A 15,307-nucleotide genomic window follows, 5' to 3' on the forward strand; every position below is an offset into this window, starting at 1 on the left:
TGGTCAGTTGAGGCCCTCGGCGAGGGCCTTCTCGGTGGCGGCGCGGACGGCGGCCTCGATCTCGCCGGTCAGCGGGAAGCGGGGCGGGCGGGTGGCGCCGCCGGGGCGGCCGGCCAGGTCCATGGAGAGCTTGATGGCCTGCACGAACTCGGTCTTGGAGTCCCAGCGCAGCAGCGAGTGGAGGGACTTGTAGAGCGGCAGGGCCGTGGTGAGGTCTCCGGCGACGGCGGCCCGGTAGAGGGTGGCGCAGGACTGCGGGAGGGCGTTGGGGTAGCCGGCGATCCAGCCGACGGCGCCGGCCAGGGCGAGTTCGAGCAGGACGTCGTCGGCGCCGATGAGCAGGTCCAGGCCCGGGGCGAGTTCGGCGATCTCGTAGGCGCGCCGCACGTCGCCGCTGAACTCCTTGACGGCGACGACGGAGCCGTCGGCGTGGAGCCGGGCGAGCAGGGACGGGACGAGGTCCACCTTGGTGTCTATGGGGTTGTTGTACGCGACGACGGGCAGCCCGGCGCGGGCGACCTCGGCGTAGTGGGCGCGCACGGTGTCCTCGTTGGCCCGGAAGGCGTTGGGGGGCAGCAGCAGGACGGATCCGGCGCCGGCCTCGGCGGCCTGGTCGGCCCAGCGGCGGGATTCGGCGCTGCCGTAGGCGGCGACGCCGGGCATGACGCGGGCGCCGTCGCCGGCGGCCTCGACGGCGGTGCGCACGACGCGGGCGCGCTCCTCGTCGGTCAGGGTCTGGTACTCGCCGAGGGAGCCGTTGGGGACGACGCCGTCGCAGCCGTTCGCGATCAGCCAGGCCACGTGCTCGGCGTACGCGTCGTAGTCGACGCTCAGGTCTTCCCGCAGGGGTAGCGCGGTGGCGACCATGATGCCGTGCCAGGGGCGGGTACGGGTGTCGGTACCGGCGGGCGCGGGGGTGTGCGCGTGGTTCATGAGTGAGCTCTCCCTAGAGTGGTGTGTGACATTTTACTAGTGGGTACAAGGTGGCCACAAGACTCGCGGCACACCCGAATCAGTGGTCCGCGGGAGGAAGTTCCGCGAGGTGGCCCAGCGGGACCGGGCAGGACAGCGGTCTGCGGTCGGGCGCGGGGTCGTGTCCGGCCAGGGCCGCGACGGCCGGACCGCACATCCGGCCCTGGCACCAGCCCATCCCGGCCCGGGTGAGCAGTTTGACCGTACGAGCGTCCCGCGCCCCCAGGTCCCGCACGGCCTCCCGGATCCGGCCGGCCGGGACCTCCTCGCAGCGGCACACGTCGGTGTCCTCGCGCAGCCAGCCGGTCCAGCCGGGCCCCGGGCGGTGGGCGGCGGCCATCGCGGCGGCGAAGGCGCGCAGCCTCGTACGGGTCCGGGCGAGCCGGGCCGGGACGGGTCGGCCGGCGAGGGCGTGGGCGGCGATCTCCCCTTCGGCCAGGGCCAGTTGGGCGCCGCCGACGCCGCCGGTCTCCCCGGCGGACCAGATCCCGGGGACGGAGGTGCGGCCGTCGGGGTCGAGCTCCAGGGCGACGGCCCCGTCGGGGCCGGTGGCCGTGGCGCAGCCCAGTCCGGTCGCCAGTTCCAGCTGGGGCACGAGCCCGTGGCCCACCGCGAGGGCGTCGCACGGGATGCGGCGGCCCGTGCCGGGCACCGGGCGCCAGTCGCGGTCGAGGCGGGCCACGGTGACGGCCTCGACGCGGCCGGTGCCGTGGGCCTCGGTGACGGCGTGCCGGGTCAGGAAGCGGATGCCGTGGCGGAGCAGGGCGCTGCCGTACGTGGCCGCCTCGGCGAGCTTGGCGGGGTTGCGCAGCAGGACCGGGGTGTGGGCGGCGTAGCCGGTGTAGGCGGCGGCTTCGACCACGGCGGGCACGCGGGCCCCGGCGGCGCCGAGCGAGCCGGCCACGGCGAGCAGCAGGGGCCCGCTCCCGGCGACGACGACGCGCTTGCCCGGGAGCACGAGCCCGCTCTTGAGCATGGCCTGGGCCCCGCCGGCTCCGACGACCCCGGGGAGGGTCCAGCCGGGGAAGGGCAGTTGGCGCTCGTACGCGCCGGTGGCGAGCAGGACGGCGCGGGCCCGCACCCGCGCGGGGCCCTCCTCCGGTCCGGCGACGGCGTGCAGGATCCACCCGGGGGCCGCCGCCCCGTCGGGGACGACGGTCCAGACGTGGTGGAAGGGGAGGTGGGTGATCCGCCCGGCCGCCTCGTGGGCGCGCAGGGCGGCTTCGCGCGGGGCGAAGGCGCTCCAGCCGTGGTGCAGGGCTTCGGGGCGGGCCGCGCCGAGGGCGGGCGCCGGGTGGCGGTAGTACTGCCCGCCGGGGCGTTCCCCCGCGTCCAGGAGGGTGACGCGCAGCCCGAGTCCGGCGGCCGTGACGGCGGCGGCGAGGCCGGCGGGGCCGGCGCCGACGACGGCGAGGTCGCACGGCCCGCCGTCCGCCCCGGCGGGGGCGGTGCCGGTGCCGGGTCCGGAGTCGGGTCCGGTGTCGGCGCGGCGCGCGTCGCGGTCAGACGGCGAGGTCGCCATGGCCCGTTCCTTCCTGAGTGGTGACGCGGTCCCCGGGCCGGGCGGGCACCAGGCACGCCCGCTGGTTCGGGCGGCCGTTGACGGTGACGAGGCAGTCGTAGCAGCTCCCGATCCCGCAGAACGCTCCGCGCGGGGCGCCGGTCTCCCGGGTGGTCCGCCAGGCGAGGATGCCGGCGGACCAGAGGACGGCGGCGATGCTCTGACCGGCCTGCGCGGACAGCTCGCGGCCGTCGAAGCGGAGGCTCCACGTTGCCGTGGGGGTGCCGCCGACCAGGTCGCGGGGCGACCTTCGCCGGCCCCTCGTCGCTTCGCTCATCGCTTCCGTTCTCCTCGGTGCTCGGTTGCTCGGTTCCCCGGGCTCTGCCCGGACCCGTCCTGAGGCTCCGCCCCGGACCCCGCGCCTCAAACGCCGGCGGGGCTGAGTTTGCCCGGCCCGGAATCGCCCGGGTCGAAGCGGGACGGGGCGAAGGGGGTCGGGTCCAGCGGCGGGGCCGTGGCCGTCAGGGCCGCCGTGATCAGGGAGCCCGTGGCCGGGGCCAGGCCGATGCCCGCCCCCTCGTGGCCGCACGCGTGCAGCAGCCCCGGCACCCGGGGGTCCTGGCCGATCGCCGGGAGGTGGTCCGGCAGGTACGGGCGGAAGCCGTGGTAGGTGCGGAGCACCTTGACGGACGACAGCACCGGGAACAGCGCCGCCGCCTGCGCCGCGAGCCGCCGCAGCGCTTCCGTCGACAGCGAGCGGTCGAAGCCGACCCGCTCGCGCGTCGCCCCGATCAGCACCGGGCCCGCCGGGGTGCCTTCGACGACCGCCGATGACTGCAGCGCCGCCGATCCGCTCGCCACGTCCGCGATGTAGTCCGCCGCGTAGACCTTGTGCCGCACCACCCTCGGCAGCGGCTCCGTGACCAGGACGAACCCCCGGCGCGGCAGCACCGGCAGCGAGGCTCCCGCCAGGGCGGCCACCGCGCCGCCCCAGGTCCCGGCGGCGTTGACCACCGCCGGGGCCAAGAGGTCCCGGCGGGCCGTGCGGACGCCCCGGACCGATCCCGAGGGGTCGAGCAGCAGGTCCGTCACCTCCTCGCCGAGGTACGTCCGCGCCCCCGAGGCCGCCAGCAGCCGGGCCGCCGCCTGGGCCGGCTGGACCTGCGCGTCCTGCGGGTAGTGGAAGCCGCCCGCCAGGCCCGGGGCCAGGTGGGGTTCCAGCTCGCGCAGTTCCTCCGGCCCGACCTCCACCGCGTCGACCCCGGCGGCGCGCTGGCCTTGCGCGAAGCCCCGCAGCCCCTTCACCGTGTCCCCGTCGGCCGCGACGACCAGACCGCCCTTGGCCTCGTACTCGATCTCCTCGGGGAGCTCGGGCGCCAGTTCGCGCCACAGGCGTGCCGACAGCAGGGCGAGGTCCAGCTCCGGGCCCGCCTCCTTGTCGGAGACGAGCAGGTTGCCCTCGCCGGCGCCGGTCGTACCGCCCGCGACCGGGCCGCGGTCGACGACGGCCACGTGCAGTCCGGCGCGCGCCGCGTAGTACGCGCACGCGGCGCCGACGACGCCCGCGCCGATGATCACGACGTCCGGGGAGGTTCTCTTGGGCACGGCAGTAATATGTCACATTCTTTATCGAGGGAACAGGGAGTGGAACGGGCCGGCCCCCGCCGGGACCGGCCCGGACCGGTCAGCTGCGCAGCGGGCCCTCGCAGGAGTAACTCGAGGTGCCCGCGACGTGGTTGGTCCAGATCTCCACGGGCCCGAAGGAGCAGTTCATGTCGGCCAGGTTGTTCGAGGCCGCGCCCGCCCGGTCGAGGAGGAAGTAGTCGACCGTCTCGGACATGTCCTTGAAGTTCTGGTCGTCGCTGCGCCACTTCGTCAGGTTCGCGGTGATCTTGCCCGTACAGGTGAACCGGCGCTTGCCGGGGTCGCCGTTCTCCACGCAGTCCGGATTGCTGTACGTGGCCGTCGCGAAGGCCGACTTCACGTCCGCGAGCGCCGCGTCGCGCAGCAGGCCGTTCGGGGTGAAGGAGGTGTTCGGCACGTACAGCTGGTCCAGCTTGGCGATCTGGGCGTCGAGGAAGCGGTCGTAGTCGCGCTGGAGGTAGGAGTCCTGGCCCAGCCGGGTGCGCCAGGCGTCGTAGCCCGCCGGGTCGTCTGCGCGCAGGAGGCCGTACATCTCCTTGAGCACCGAGGGGTGCTCGGTCCACAGGAACTCGAAGAAGGTGCCGGCGTAGTTGTAGAAGCGGAAGCCGTCGCCGTCGTAGGTGGCGTGCAGCAGCTGGTCCACCGTCATGCGCGGGCCGCCGCCGGCCGTGTCGTTGACGATGCCCCGGACCAGGGACTTCCGCACGGCGATGCCGTTGTCGCGGGTCGCGCCGTCGAAGAACTCGGCGGTGCCCTCGTCCATGGCGGTCGTGCGGTCGTTCTGGTACCAGGGGCCCTGGCCGAAGGAGCCGGGGACGGCGAAGCGGCCGTTGAGGTAGTGCGTGTACTCGTGGCGGAAGAGCTCCTCGAGGGTGAGCGAGGAGTCCTGCGGGACGCGGCGCTGGTAGGTGTAGAAGGTGGCGCCGTTCTCGATGTAGATGCCGCCGTTGTTGGTGCCGTAGCCGGTCAGGACCGGGTGGTAGCCCACGTAGTCGGCGCGCGAGGCGTAGAGCACGATGTTCAGCGTGGCGTTGGCGTCTCCGGCGAGCGGCTGTTCGGTGCCCAGCACGCGGTGGAACTGCGTCTTGACCTGCTTGCTCGCGTAGTAGAGCTGGTCGACGGTGGCCCGGTCGAGGCCGGTGCGGACCTTGATGGCGCCGTTGTCGTACGTGAAGGTGTTCGGGAAGAGCTGCCTCTCGATGTCCTCCTTGCACACCCCGTACGGCTTGCACGCCTGGTAGTAGTTGAGCCAGGAGACGACCTTCGCCCACTGCTCGCTGCCGTCGCCGAAGGTGGACCTGACCGGGCCCAGCAGCGCGCCGAGGTCGGCGGTGATCGCGTCCCGCAGGCTCGGGATCTGGCCGAAGCGGCCGTACTCGGCCAGCGCGTCGCGCGCCACCCAGGCGTTGGTGGCGCCCTTGAGGTGGGCGTACGTCGCGAAGTTCTTGAAGACGGCGCGGTACGCGGGGTCGCCGGCCGCGGCCGCCCGGAAGGCGGCGTCCTGGTTGTTGACGCCGAGGTAGTTGACGGAGAGGGCGGCGAGCGCCGCGCCCGCCCAGGCGGTGTCCAGGTGCGTCGCGGGGTGCGACGGGTCCATGGTGGCCAGGACCTTCGTGATCAGGCCGAGCTGGTGCTGGCGCAGGCCGGGGGCGCTGGCGGCGTACAGGGCCTCGCGCAGGGTGCGGGCGTTGGAGGCGGTGGCGTCGAAGGTGCGGGCGGCGGAGCCGAAGTCGGCGACGGCCCGACGCATCGCGTCCACGGTCGGGGCGTCGGTGACGTCGATCTCGGTGCGGGAGAAGTCGTGGTAGGCCACCGCGTGCAGGTAGGTGAACATCTCCTCCAGGTGCGAGGAGTTACGGCCGTCGTGGGCGGCGGCGAGGGTGGATATGCGGCGCGAGACGGCCTGGACGTGGGCGTCGGACATGACGGGGGCCAGGCGCGCGTCCCACGTCCATATGAGGCCCGAGAGGCAGCCGCCCGAGCCTGCGGTGACGGCCGGGTCGGCGAGGAAGTCGGCGAACTGCTCGGGAGAGAGGTTCGTGATCCCGTCGAGGGTGCAGGGGACGCCCGAGGCGAGTCCCTGGGCGGCGGCGGCGAGCTTGCCGCTCTTCGCGGTGCTCGCGGCGGCGGGCTTGGTCACGGGGCCCGGGACCTGCCCGTCGGTGACGGCCTGGCCGCCGGGGGCCGGAGCGGGGGCCGGGTCCGTCTTCGGCGCGTCGGCGAGGTGGTCGACCTCGTCGAAGGGGTTGGCGCCCTGGGCTCCCGCGGCGAAGGTGTCGGGCGCGGTGGCGCCCGGGGCCTGCGCCGCGGCGCCCGCGGCCTTCGCGCCGGCGCCGGTCTCGGCGGCCTGGGTCACGGCCTGGCCGGCGGTGGCGAGGAGGGTGACCGCGACGGCGGCGGAGAGGAGCGACGTACGCACGGCTCTGTGCTGGAACACCAAGAACTCCTGCTGGGAGGGGAGGTGGGGGAAGTGGTGCGCGAACTGCCCTGCTTCACGCGGCGTTTGACGGGGATTAACGAACCGCTGTGTGACCTGTAACATAGTAATGTGAAATTGCACTGACAAGACCCGTGCGCCCACCAGTTCGCATCTTCTTGAGGGAGCTCCCGTGACCGACCCCCACTCCCGCCCCACCACCGGGCTCAACATCGGCAGCCATGACCTGCCGGTATCACCCGAGTTGTCCCGCTTCATGGCGTCCGACTGGGCCGCCTCGCCCCTCCCGGAGACCGACCGCGTCCCCGCGCACGCGCTCACCCCGGCCCGCCGCGCCCGCCTCTCGGCCCGCTTCCCCGGCGAGCGCCTGATCGTCCGGGCCGGTGAACTGCGGGCCCGCACCCACGACTGCGACCACCGCTTCCGCCCGGACACCGCCTACGCCTGGCTGACCGGGCTCACCGGCGAGGACCAGGTGGGCCACGTCCTGGTCATGGAACCCTCGGGGCCGCACGGCCACGAGGCCGTCCTGTACCTGCGCCCCCGCTCCTCGCGCGGGGACGGCACCGAGGAGTTCTACCGGGACCGCCGCTACGGGGAGTTCTGGGTCGGCCGGCGCCCCGACCTCGCGGAGGCCGAGCGGCTCAGCGGCATCCGCTGCGCGCACCTGGACTCGCTCGGCTCCCCGTCGGGGCGCGAGGCCGCCACGGACGCGGACCTCGGCGCCGCGCTCTCCGAGCTGCGCCTGGTCAAGGACGCGTGGGAGGTGGGCCAGCTACAGCTGGCCGTCGACCACACCGTCACCGGCTTCGAGGACGTCGTACGGGACCTGCCGCGCGCGCTGGCGCACCCGCGCGGGGAGCGGTGGATCGAGGGGGTCTTCAACCGCCGCGCCCGGGCGGAGGGCAACGGCACCGGCTACGACACGATCGCGGCGTCGGGCGCGCACGCGTGCGTCCTGCACTGGATCCGCAACGACGGGCGGCTGCGCGGCGACGAGCTGCTCCTGCTGGACGCGGGCGTGGAGACCGACAGCCTCTACACGGCCGACATCACCCGCACCCTCCCGCTGTCGGGGCGGTTCTCACCGGTCCAGCGCCAGGTGTACGAACTGGTGCTGGCCGCGCAGGACGCGGGCATGGCGGCGCTGCGGCCGGGCGCCAGCTTCCGCGACTTCCACCGGGCCGGGATGCGCGTGATCGCCGAGGGGCTCGCGGAGTGGGGCGTGCTCAAGCACGCGGAGGGCGACCTGCACCGGCGCTACACCCTGTGCAGCAGCGGGCACATGCTGGGCCTGGACGTGCACGACTGCGCGCAGGCGCGGGCGGACGCCTACCTGGACGGGATCCTGGAGGAGGGCCAGGTGCTCACGGTGGAGCCGGGACTCTACCTCCAGCCCGACGACGAGACCCTGCCGCCGGAGCTGCGCGGCATCGGCGTGCGCATCGAGGACGACCTGGTCATCACGGCCGAGGGCGCCCGGCTGATGTCGGGCGCCCTGCCGCGGACGGTGGCGGGTATCGAGGAGTGGATGGGGAACCTGCTGGAGGGCTGAGCCTCCGGGTCGGGAACGGGGCGGGCCCCGGCGCGGTTCACGCGACCGGGCCTCGCGTCAGTCGTTCCAGTTGTTCCCGTTGCGACCGCCGTCACGCCAGTTGTTGTCGTTGTTCCAGTTGCCGTTGTCGTGGTTGTTCCAGTTGCCGTTGTCGTGGTTCCAACTGTCGTTGTCGTTCCAGTTGTCGTGGTTCCGGTTGCCGTTGTCGTGGTTCCAGTTGTTGTTGTCCCAGTTGCTGTTCCAGCTGTCGTGGTTCCAACTGTCGTTGTCCCAGCACCAGCTGGGGCGGTCGTACCCGCGCGAGGAGTCGCAGCAGTTTCGCCACCAGTCGTCCCCGCGCCAGTCGTTCGAACGCCAGTCGGAACACCGATATGTCTGCGGAAGACTCGAGGCAAAGGCACTGCTGACGGGCATCAGGCCGAGTGTGATCCCGGCGGCCCCCGCCACGGCTGCCGCAACGAACCCACGGCGCATAGTCATACACCTCCGAGAAGAAGGGTGGATTACTCCGCTTATGAGGCATTTCCACCCTCCACCCTCCCCTGCCCACTGTCAAAGGCACCCGTTCCCACCTGCGGAAAGACCTACGGAAGCACCGCCAGCCCGTCCAGCTCGACCAGCGCCTCCTCGTCCCACAGCCGGACCACCCCCACGACCGCCATCGCCGGGTACTCGCGCCCGGCCAACCGCCGCCAGATCCGGCCGAGTTCCGGCGCGCGGGCCCGGTAGTCCGCCACGTCCACCGCGTAGACGGTGACCCGCGCCAGATCGGCCGGCGAGCCGCCCGCCCCCGCCAGTGCCGCCAGCAGGTTCGCCAGCGCCCGCTCGAACTGGGCCGCCAGCGTCTCCCCCACCACCTTCCCCGCACCGTCGAGCGCCGTCTGCCCCGCCAGGAAGACCAGCCGGCCCCCGCTCGCGACCACTGCGTGCGAGAAGCCCGTGGCCGGGGACAGCTCCTCCGGGTTGATCCGCTCCAGGCTCACGCTTCCCGCACCTCCCGGTAGAGCTCCTTGGCGATGATCGTGCGCTGCACCTCGCTGGCCCCCTCGTAGATCCGCGGGGCCCGCACCTCCCGGTAGAGGTGTTCCAGCAGGTGGCCCCGGCGCAGGGCGACCGCCCCGTGCAGCTGCACCGCGTGGTCGACCACGTACTGCGCCGTCTCGGTGGCCAGCAGCTTCGCCATGGCCGCCCGGCGCGGCACCTCCGGCGAACCCGCGTCGGCGTCGTAGGCCCCGGCCGCCGCGTAGACCAGGAGCCGGGCCGCCTCGGTCCGCGTCGCCATCTCGGCCACCCGGTGCGCCACGGCCTGCAGGTCCGCCAGCACCCCGCCGAAGGCCGTACGGGCCGCCGTGTGCGCCACCGTCGCGTCCAGGGCGGCGCGGGCCATCCCGACGGCGAAGGCGCCGACGCTGGGCCGGAAGAGGTTCAGGGTGTCCATGGCCACCCTGAAGCCGCGCCCCGGCTCGCCGAGCAGATCCTCCGGGCCGACCGGGACCCCGTCGAAGGACAGCGACCCGATCGGGTGCGGGGACAGCATGTCGACGGCCTCGCCGGTCAGGCCCGGCCGGTCGGCGGGGACCAGGAAGGCGGTGATCCCCTTGGCCCCCGGGCCCTCGCCGGTGCGCGCGAAGACGGTGTAGAAGTCGGCCTCGGGAGCGTTGGAGATCCAGCACTTGCTCCCGCTGAGCCGCCAGAGCGGCGCCCCGCCGCGCTCCTCCCGTACGGCTTCGAGTTCCAGCGCCCCCGCGTCCGAGCCGGCCCCGGGCTCGCTCAGCGCGAAGGCGGCCACCGTCCGTCCGGTGCGCACCCCGGGCAGCCAGCGTTCGCGCTGCCCCGCGCTGCCCGACCTCAGGACCGGGTACGCGCCCAGCCCCTGGAGGGCCAGCGCCGTCTCGGCCTCCGTGCAGCCGTAGGCGAGGGATTCGCGCAGCAGGCACAGCTCCAGCGCGCCCGAGGTGAACAGCCGCTCCAGCAGGCCCGCCTCGCCCAGCGCCGCGAGCAGCGGCCTGTTGACCCGGCCCGGCTCCCCCTTCTCCGCCAGCAGCCGCAGCCGCTCCGCCGCCAGTGCGCGCAGCCGCGCGCACCACTCCTCCTGGTCCGCCCCGAGCGCGAATCCTGCGGATCCCGCGAATCCGGTCATCCGAATGCCCCAGCCTCTATCGCGTCCTGTTGACTGCCGTCACCATGACGATACGCTCGTGCTGCGACCGCACGGCAGGCTCCGCACATTCGGTGCCAGGTTCCACAGCAAGGTCCATACGGAGGGTCCGGCCCCGACCCCGGGGTCCGGACCGTTGCAAGGGGGCGAACCCGCCTTGGAGCTCATGCCTTCCGCCCACCGTGACACCTTTGCCCGCGACCATCTGCCGCCCGCCGACGCCTGGCCGCGGCTCCTCTTCGAACTCCCCGAGCTGGCCTATCCCGACCGGCTCAACTGCGGCGTGGAGCTGCTCGACGCCACCATCGACCGGTTCGGCCCCGACCGCCCCGCCTTCCGCGGCGGGGACGGCACCGTGTGGTCGTACGGGGAGCTGCGCGCCCGCGTCGACCGGCTCGCGCACGTCCTCACCGCCGACCTCGGCGTGGTCCCCGGCAACCGCGTGCTGCTGCGCGGCCCCACCGGCCCCTGGCTCGCCGCCTGCTGGCTGGCGGTGATGAAGGCGGGCGCGGTGGCCGTCACCGTGCTGGCCCAGCAGCGCGCGCAGGAGCTGGCCACCGTGTGCGCGATGGCCCGGGTGAGCCATGCCCTGTGCCACGCGGACGTGGTGGACGACCTGGTCAAGGCGCAGGTACCGGGCCTGCGGATCACCGCGTACGGCGGCGGGGCCCCGGACGACCTGCTGCGGCTGGCCGCGTCCGGGCGCCACCAGGAGCCCTTCACCGCGGTCGAGACCTCCGCCGACGACGTCGCGCTCATCGCCTTCACCTCGGGCACCACCGGGCGCCCCAAGGGCTGCATGCACTTCCACCGCGATCTGCTCGCGGTGGCCGACACCTTCTCCCGCCAGGTGCTGCGCCCCCGCCCCGACGACGTCTTCGCGGGCAGCCCGCCGCTCGGCTTCACCTTCGGCCTCGGCGGGCTGGTCGTCTTCCCGCTGCGGGCCGGCGCCTCGGCCCTGCTGCTGGCGGACGGGTCCCCGCGCCGGCTGCTGCCCGCGCTCGCCGAGCACCGGGTGTCCGTGCTGTTCACGGCGCCCACCGCGTACCGGTCGATGCTGGACACGCTGGGCCCGTACGACACGGGCGCCTACGACCTCGGCGCGCTGCGCCGCTGCGTCTCGGCGGGCGAGAACCTGCCGGCCGCCACCTGGCACGCCTGGTACGAGCGGACGGGCCTGCGGATCATCAACGGGATCGGTGCGACCGAGCTGCTGCACATCTTCATCTCGGCGGCCGACGAGGACATCCGCCCGGGCACGACGGGCCGGGTGGTCCCGGGCTGGCAGGCCCGGGTGGTGGACGAGGCGGGCCGGCCGGTCCCGGACGACGAGCCGGGGCTGCTGGCCGTCCGGGGGCCCGTGGGCTGCCGCTACCTGGCGGACCCGCGGCAGGGCGAGTACGTGCGGGACGGCTGGAACGTCACGGGAGACACCTACGTCCGCGACGCGGAGGGCTACTTCCGCTACGTGGCCCGTGCCGACGACATGATCATCTCGGCGGGGTACAACATCGCGGGCCCGGAGGTGGAGGAGGCCCTGCTGCGCCACCCCGACGTACTGGAGGCGGCGGTGGTCGGCCGCCCCGACGAGCGGCGCGGGCAGGTCGTGGTCGCCTACACCGTCGCCCGGGAGGGCGCCGTCCTGACCGAGGACGCCCTGCGCACCTTCATGCGCGCGGAGCTCGCGCCGCACAAATGCCCGCGCTCCTTCGTCTTCCTGCCCGCCCTGCCGCGGACCGCCACGGGCAAGCTGCAGCGGTTCCGGCTGCGCGAGGAAGGCCCGTCCACCAGCCCTGACCTGCCCGGCAGGCCCGACAGGTCCTAGAGTGAATCCGTGGCCGAGCAACATCCCCCGCGATCCCTGATCGTCACGCTCTACGGAGCCTACGGGCGGGCCTTCCGGGGCCCGGTCCCGGTGTCCGCGCTGGTGCGCCTGCTGGGCGCGGCCGGCGTGGACGCTCCGTCCGTCCGCTCGTCGGTGTCCCGGCTCAAGCGGCGCGGCTTCCTGCTGCCCGCGCGGACCGCGGACGGCTCCGCGGCGTACGGGCTCTCCGGGGAGGCCCGCGAACTGCTCGAGGACGGCGACCGGCGGATCTACGGGGCTCCGCGCCGGTCCGAGGAGTGGCTGCTCGCGGTCTTCTCCGTACCGGAGCAGGAGCGCGCCAAACGGCACCTGCTGCGCTCCCGGCTCGCCCGGCTCGGCTTCGGCGCGGTCGCGCCGGGCGTGTGGATCGCCCCGGCCCACCTGGAGGGGGAGACCCGGCGCACCCTGGACCGGCTGCACCTGACGGCGTACGTGGAGCTGTTCCGCGGCGCCCACCTGGGCTTCGCCCCGACCGCCGAGTCGGTGTCCCGCTGGTGGGACCTGGCGGCGCTGGCCAAGCAGCACGAGGAGTTCCTCGACCTCCACGAACCCGCCCTGCGCGCCCTGCAGTCGGGCCCGGCCCCGGAGCCGGAGGCCGCCTACCGCGGCTACCTCTTCGCCCTGGACGCCTGGCGCCGCCTCCCGTACGCCGATCCGGGCCTGCCCCGCGACCTGCTCCCGGCGGACTGGCCGGGCGACCGCTCGGCGGCGGTCTTCGCCGAACTCCACGACCGCCTGAGGGACATCGGCGCCGGATTCGCGCAGCCGTAGCCGCGGGCGGCGGGGATGCGGGCGGGCAGCCGAGCGGCCGGGCGGCCGGGCGGCGGCGGAAAAACCGGCTGCACGGCCGGCCGGGCGCGGGTGACCATGACCCATGACGTGGACCTTCTCATCCGACCTGGCGGCCTATCTGGCCGCGGCGCGCCCGGCCATCGCCGCCGAGCCCGTCGCCAACACCTCGCTGCTGACCGTCATCGACGCCCTGGAGCGGCGGGGCCCTGACGCCTACGGCCCGGACGCCCCCTTCTTCGGCTGGTGGACCGGCGAAGACGGGGCCGTCGCCGGCGCCCTGCTGTGCACCCCGCCGTACCCGCTGCTGATCGGGACGCTGCCCGCCGGGGCCGTCCGGGAGCTGGGGGCCGCGCTCGGCTCCGAGCCGGTGCTGGCCGGCGTCGACGCGCTGAACGCCCGCCGCGACGACGCGCGGGTGCTGGCCGCCGCCTGGGGCAAGCCCACCGAGGTCGCCGAGGAGAACCGGCTCTACCGGCTGGCCGGACTCCTCGCACCGGACCCCGTACCGGCCGGGCGGGCCCGGCTCGCCGGCCCGGCGGACCTCCCGCTGCTGCTGGACTGGGTCACCGCCTTCAAGCAGGAGTCCGGCGAGGGCGGCACCGCCTCCGAAGCCGCCCTGCGCGACCGGCTCTCGTACGGCGGGATGCTGCTCTGGGAGGACGCCGGGGACCCGGTCTCGCTGGCCGGCTTCTTCCGCCCGGTCGGCGCGGTGGCCCGCATCGGCCCGGTCTACACCCCGCCCGAGCGCCGGGGCCGCGGCTACGCCGCCGGGGTCACCCACGCCGTGAGCGAGGCGGCGTACGCGGCCGGCGCGGTGGAGGTGCTGCTCTTCGCCGACCTGGCCAACCCGACCAGCAACGGCGTCTACCGGCGCCTGGGCTACACCCCGATCGAGGACCGGGTGGAGGTCGAGGTGGTCGCGGCCTGAGCACCCGGCCGGGCCGCGGCTCGCCGCCTGCTCGGGGTCAGCTCACCGCCTGCTTCACGAGTGCGGCGATCCGCGCCTCCACCTCGGCCGTCACCTCCGTCAGGGCGAAGACGGCCGCCCACATCGGGCCGTCGTCCAGCTGCGCCTGGTCGCTGAAGCCGAGCGTCGCGTAGCGCGCCTTGAACTTCTCCGCGCTCTGGAAGTAGCAGACGACCTTTCCGTCCAGCGCGTAGGAGGGCATCCCGTACCAGAGCTTCGGCGCGAGGACCGGGGCGGTGGCGGTGACGACGGCGTGGACGCGCTCGGCCATGATCCGGTCCGCGTCCTGCATCTCGGCGATCTTCGCGAGGACGTCCTGTTCCGCCTCGGCCGCCTTGTCCGCCTTCGAGCTGCGGCGCGCCGCCTTCTTGAGCTCCTGTGCGTGGTCCTTCATCGCGGCACGCTCCTCGGCCGTGAATCCCTCGTGCGTGCGGTTGTCGGTGGTGCTGCTCATGGCGGGTCTCCCTCGTGAGGCTCTGGATGGGTGGATCTCGAACAGGGGCGGGGCGTCAGACCAGCCAGCGACCGTCGCGCATCAGCTCACGGCCGGCCAGCTCGTTCTCCTCCCGCCAGGCCCGGATGCGGTGGGGAGTGATGCGGAACCAGCGGTACCCGGTGGTCAGCGAGCGGGGGTCGAAGCCGGTGCGTGCGGCGAACCGGTCACCCAGGTGCGGCGGCAGTGCGTCGATGGCGAGGACCTCGACGTGCCCCTCGATCATGGCGACGTCGCGGGTGTGGCCGAGGGCGAGCCGAGCGGTCCGGGTGGCGGCCAGGTTCCGGCCGGTGGGGCTTTCCGCCGGGGTGGCCGCCAAGAGCGCCTCGCCGTCCCAGTCGAAGGACAGCGGCACCAGGTGTGGGGCGCCGTCCGGCGAGGCACTGGCCACCCAGACGTCGATGTCATGGCCGAGCCGGTGCTCGGTCTCGCGACGGCGCTGCTCGCGGGAGCGGGGTGGGGTGCTCATCAGTCCTGCAGCAGTCCGATGAGGTTTCCGTCGGGGTCGATGGCGGTGGCCACCAGGCGGCCGCCGCCGACGTCGTGCGCGGCCTCCTTGACGGCGGCGCCCGCGGCGGTCAGTTCGGCGAGCTTCGCCTCGATGTCCGGCACGTGCCAGTAGGCGAGCGACGCGGTCAGGCCCTGCGGCCCGCCGCCCGGGAGGAGGCCGACGTGCTGGCCGGCGGCCTCGAAGCCGACGTAGTGGGGCCCGTCGGTCTGCGGCGCGACACCGAGCAGCGCGGTGTACACCGCCTTGGCCTGGGCGAGGTCGGAAACGGGGTGCAGCACGGTCTTCATCCCCTGGGTGGAAGAGCTGGTCACGGTCACTCCTGTCGTCGCGGAACCGATCGCCCCGGTGTGGTCCGCCGGGCTCGTTCCTCGTGACCGAAGCTTCCCCCGTCCGGGGTACGGGGCGCCTCCGTG

Annotated in this window: 15 protein-coding genes; 4 read left to right on the forward strand and 11 right to left on the reverse strand. The window is 74.1% G+C overall.

Annotation, left to right across the window (positions count from 1 at the left end; all coding sequences use genetic code 11):
• Window positions 1-3: 3 nt before the first annotated feature.
• The 5 genes from DRB96_RS13255 to DRB96_RS13275 form a co-directional block, all read right to left on the reverse strand.
• The gene (locus tag DRB96_RS13255; RefSeq protein ID WP_112448634.1) at window positions 4-933 is read right to left on the reverse strand and encodes a dihydrodipicolinate synthase family protein; all 930 of its coding nucleotides are present in this window, start codon (window positions 931-933) and stop codon (window positions 4-6) included.
• A 79-nt stretch (window positions 934-1,012) separates the two neighbouring features.
• Complete coding sequence (locus DRB96_RS13260; RefSeq protein WP_112448635.1) at window positions 1,013-2,494, reverse strand: NAD(P)/FAD-dependent oxidoreductase; 1,482 nt, start codon at window positions 2,492-2,494, stop codon at window positions 1,013-1,015.
• The gene (locus DRB96_RS13265) at window positions 2,475-2,810 is read right to left on the reverse strand and encodes a (2Fe-2S)-binding protein (RefSeq protein ID WP_204357711.1); all 336 of its coding nucleotides are present in this window, start codon (window positions 2,808-2,810) and stop codon (window positions 2,475-2,477) included. The genes DRB96_RS13260 and DRB96_RS13265 overlap by 20 nt, the downstream gene beginning before the upstream one ends.
• A gap of 86 nt (window positions 2,811-2,896) precedes the next feature.
• Window positions 2,897-4,078, reverse strand: coding sequence for an FAD-binding oxidoreductase (locus DRB96_RS13270; RefSeq protein WP_112448636.1), 1,182 nt, complete (start codon window positions 4,076-4,078; stop codon window positions 2,897-2,899).
• Window positions 4,079-4,157: 79 nt separating this feature from the next.
• Window positions 4,158-6,554: a collagenase gene (locus tag DRB96_RS13275; RefSeq protein ID WP_112448637.1), complete on the reverse strand. Its 2,397-nt coding sequence runs from the start codon at window positions 6,552-6,554 to the stop codon at window positions 4,158-4,160.
• A 172-nt stretch (window positions 6,555-6,726) separates the two neighbouring features.
• Here DRB96_RS13275 and DRB96_RS13280 point away from each other — a divergent pair, with 172 nt between their 5' ends.
• Entirely contained in the window at window positions 6,727-8,109 is a 1,383-nt protein-coding gene (locus tag DRB96_RS13280; RefSeq protein WP_204357712.1) for an aminopeptidase P family protein, read from the forward strand.
• Between the two features lie 57 nt (window positions 8,110-8,166).
• Here DRB96_RS13280 and DRB96_RS42885 read toward each other — a convergent pair whose 3' ends face one another.
• The 3 genes from DRB96_RS42885 to DRB96_RS13290 all read right to left on the reverse strand — a co-directional run bounded on the left by DRB96_RS42885 (window position 8,167) and on the right by DRB96_RS13290 (window position 10,249).
• Window positions 8,167-8,523 (reverse strand): hypothetical protein, encoded by a 357-nt coding sequence (locus tag DRB96_RS42885; protein WP_162688608.1) that lies wholly within the window; start codon window positions 8,521-8,523, stop codon window positions 8,167-8,169.
• 170 nt (window positions 8,524-8,693) lie between these two features.
• The gene (locus DRB96_RS13285) at window positions 8,694-9,092 is read right to left on the reverse strand and encodes a RidA family protein (protein WP_112448638.1); all 399 of its coding nucleotides are present in this window, start codon (window positions 9,090-9,092) and stop codon (window positions 8,694-8,696) included.
• Window positions 9,089-10,249: an acyl-CoA dehydrogenase family protein gene (locus tag DRB96_RS13290; protein ID WP_112448639.1), complete on the reverse strand. Its 1,161-nt coding sequence runs from the start codon at window positions 10,247-10,249 to the stop codon at window positions 9,089-9,091. The genes DRB96_RS13285 and DRB96_RS13290 overlap by 4 nt, the downstream gene beginning before the upstream one ends.
• Window positions 10,250-10,433: 184 nt before the next feature.
• Here DRB96_RS13290 and DRB96_RS13295 point away from each other — a divergent pair, with 184 nt between their 5' ends.
• The 3 genes from DRB96_RS13295 to DRB96_RS13305 all read left to right on the forward strand — a co-directional run bounded on the left by DRB96_RS13295 (window position 10,434) and on the right by DRB96_RS13305 (window position 13,851).
• Window positions 10,434-12,092: an AMP-binding protein gene (locus DRB96_RS13295; RefSeq protein ID WP_112453395.1), complete on the forward strand. Its 1,659-nt coding sequence runs from the start codon at window positions 10,434-10,436 to the stop codon at window positions 12,090-12,092.
• 9 nt (window positions 12,093-12,101) lie between these two features.
• A complete protein-coding gene (locus DRB96_RS13300; protein WP_112448640.1) occupies window positions 12,102-12,902 on the forward strand; it encodes a PaaX family transcriptional regulator C-terminal domain-containing protein in 801 nt (266 codons plus the stop codon).
• 103 nt (window positions 12,903-13,005) lie between these two features.
• Complete coding sequence (locus DRB96_RS13305; RefSeq protein ID WP_112448641.1) at window positions 13,006-13,851, forward strand: GNAT family N-acetyltransferase; 846 nt, start codon at window positions 13,006-13,008, stop codon at window positions 13,849-13,851.
• A 37-nt stretch (window positions 13,852-13,888) separates the two neighbouring features.
• Here DRB96_RS13305 and DRB96_RS13310 read toward each other — a convergent pair whose 3' ends face one another.
• From DRB96_RS13310 to DRB96_RS13320, 3 genes are read right to left on the reverse strand one after another with little or no spacing between them, the layout of a single operon-like run.
• On the reverse strand, window positions 13,889-14,344 hold the full coding sequence (locus tag DRB96_RS13310; RefSeq protein ID WP_112448642.1) for a DUF1801 domain-containing protein: 456 nt from the start codon (window positions 14,342-14,344) through the stop codon (window positions 13,889-13,891).
• Window positions 14,345-14,399: 55 nt separating this feature from the next.
• The gene (locus DRB96_RS13315; protein WP_112448643.1) at window positions 14,400-14,852 is read right to left on the reverse strand and encodes a pyridoxamine 5'-phosphate oxidase family protein; all 453 of its coding nucleotides are present in this window, start codon (window positions 14,850-14,852) and stop codon (window positions 14,400-14,402) included.
• Window positions 14,852-15,205 carry a VOC family protein gene (locus DRB96_RS13320; RefSeq protein ID WP_112448644.1) on the reverse strand — a complete coding sequence of 118 codons (354 nt, stop codon included), beginning with the start codon at window positions 15,203-15,205 and terminating at the stop codon, window positions 14,852-14,854. The genes DRB96_RS13315 and DRB96_RS13320 overlap by 1 nt, the downstream gene beginning before the upstream one ends.
• Window positions 15,206-15,307: the final 102 nt, after the last annotated feature.

The sequence above is a fragment of the Streptomyces sp. ICC1 genome (assembly GCF_003287935.1).
Taxonomy (GTDB): domain Bacteria; phylum Actinomycetota; class Actinomycetes; order Streptomycetales; family Streptomycetaceae; genus Streptomyces; species Streptomyces tritrimontium.

Excerpts from the sequence above, each read along its gene's own strand:
- DRB96_RS13295 (WP_112453395.1), top strand. The coding sequence starts at position 10,434 with ATGCCTTCCGCCCACCGTGACACCTTTGCCCGCGACCATCTGCCGCCC.
- DRB96_RS13290 (WP_112448639.1), bottom strand. The coding sequence starts at position 10,249 with ATGACCGGATTCGCGGGATCCGCAGGATTCGCGCTCGGGGCGGACCAG.
- DRB96_RS13260 (WP_112448635.1), bottom strand. The coding sequence starts at position 2,494 with ATGGCGACCTCGCCGTCTGACCGCGACGCGCGCCGCGCCGACACCGGA.
- DRB96_RS13310 (WP_112448642.1), bottom strand. The coding sequence starts at position 14,344 with ATGAGCAGCACCACCGACAACCGCACGCACGAGGGATTCACGGCCGAG.
- DRB96_RS13315 (WP_112448643.1), bottom strand. The coding sequence starts at position 14,852 with ATGAGCACCCCACCCCGCTCCCGCGAGCAGCGCCGTCGCGAGACCGAG.
- DRB96_RS13255 (WP_112448634.1), bottom strand. The coding sequence starts at position 933 with ATGAACCACGCGCACACCCCCGCGCCCGCCGGTACCGACACCCGTACC.
- DRB96_RS13305 (WP_112448641.1), top strand. The coding sequence starts at position 13,006 with ATGACGTGGACCTTCTCATCCGACCTGGCGGCCTATCTGGCCGCGGCG.
- DRB96_RS42885 (WP_162688608.1), bottom strand. The coding sequence starts at position 8,523 with ATGCCCGTCAGCAGTGCCTTTGCCTCGAGTCTTCCGCAGACATATCGG.
- DRB96_RS13265 (WP_204357711.1), bottom strand. The coding sequence starts at position 2,810 with ATGAGCGAAGCGACGAGGGGCCGGCGAAGGTCGCCCCGCGACCTGGTC.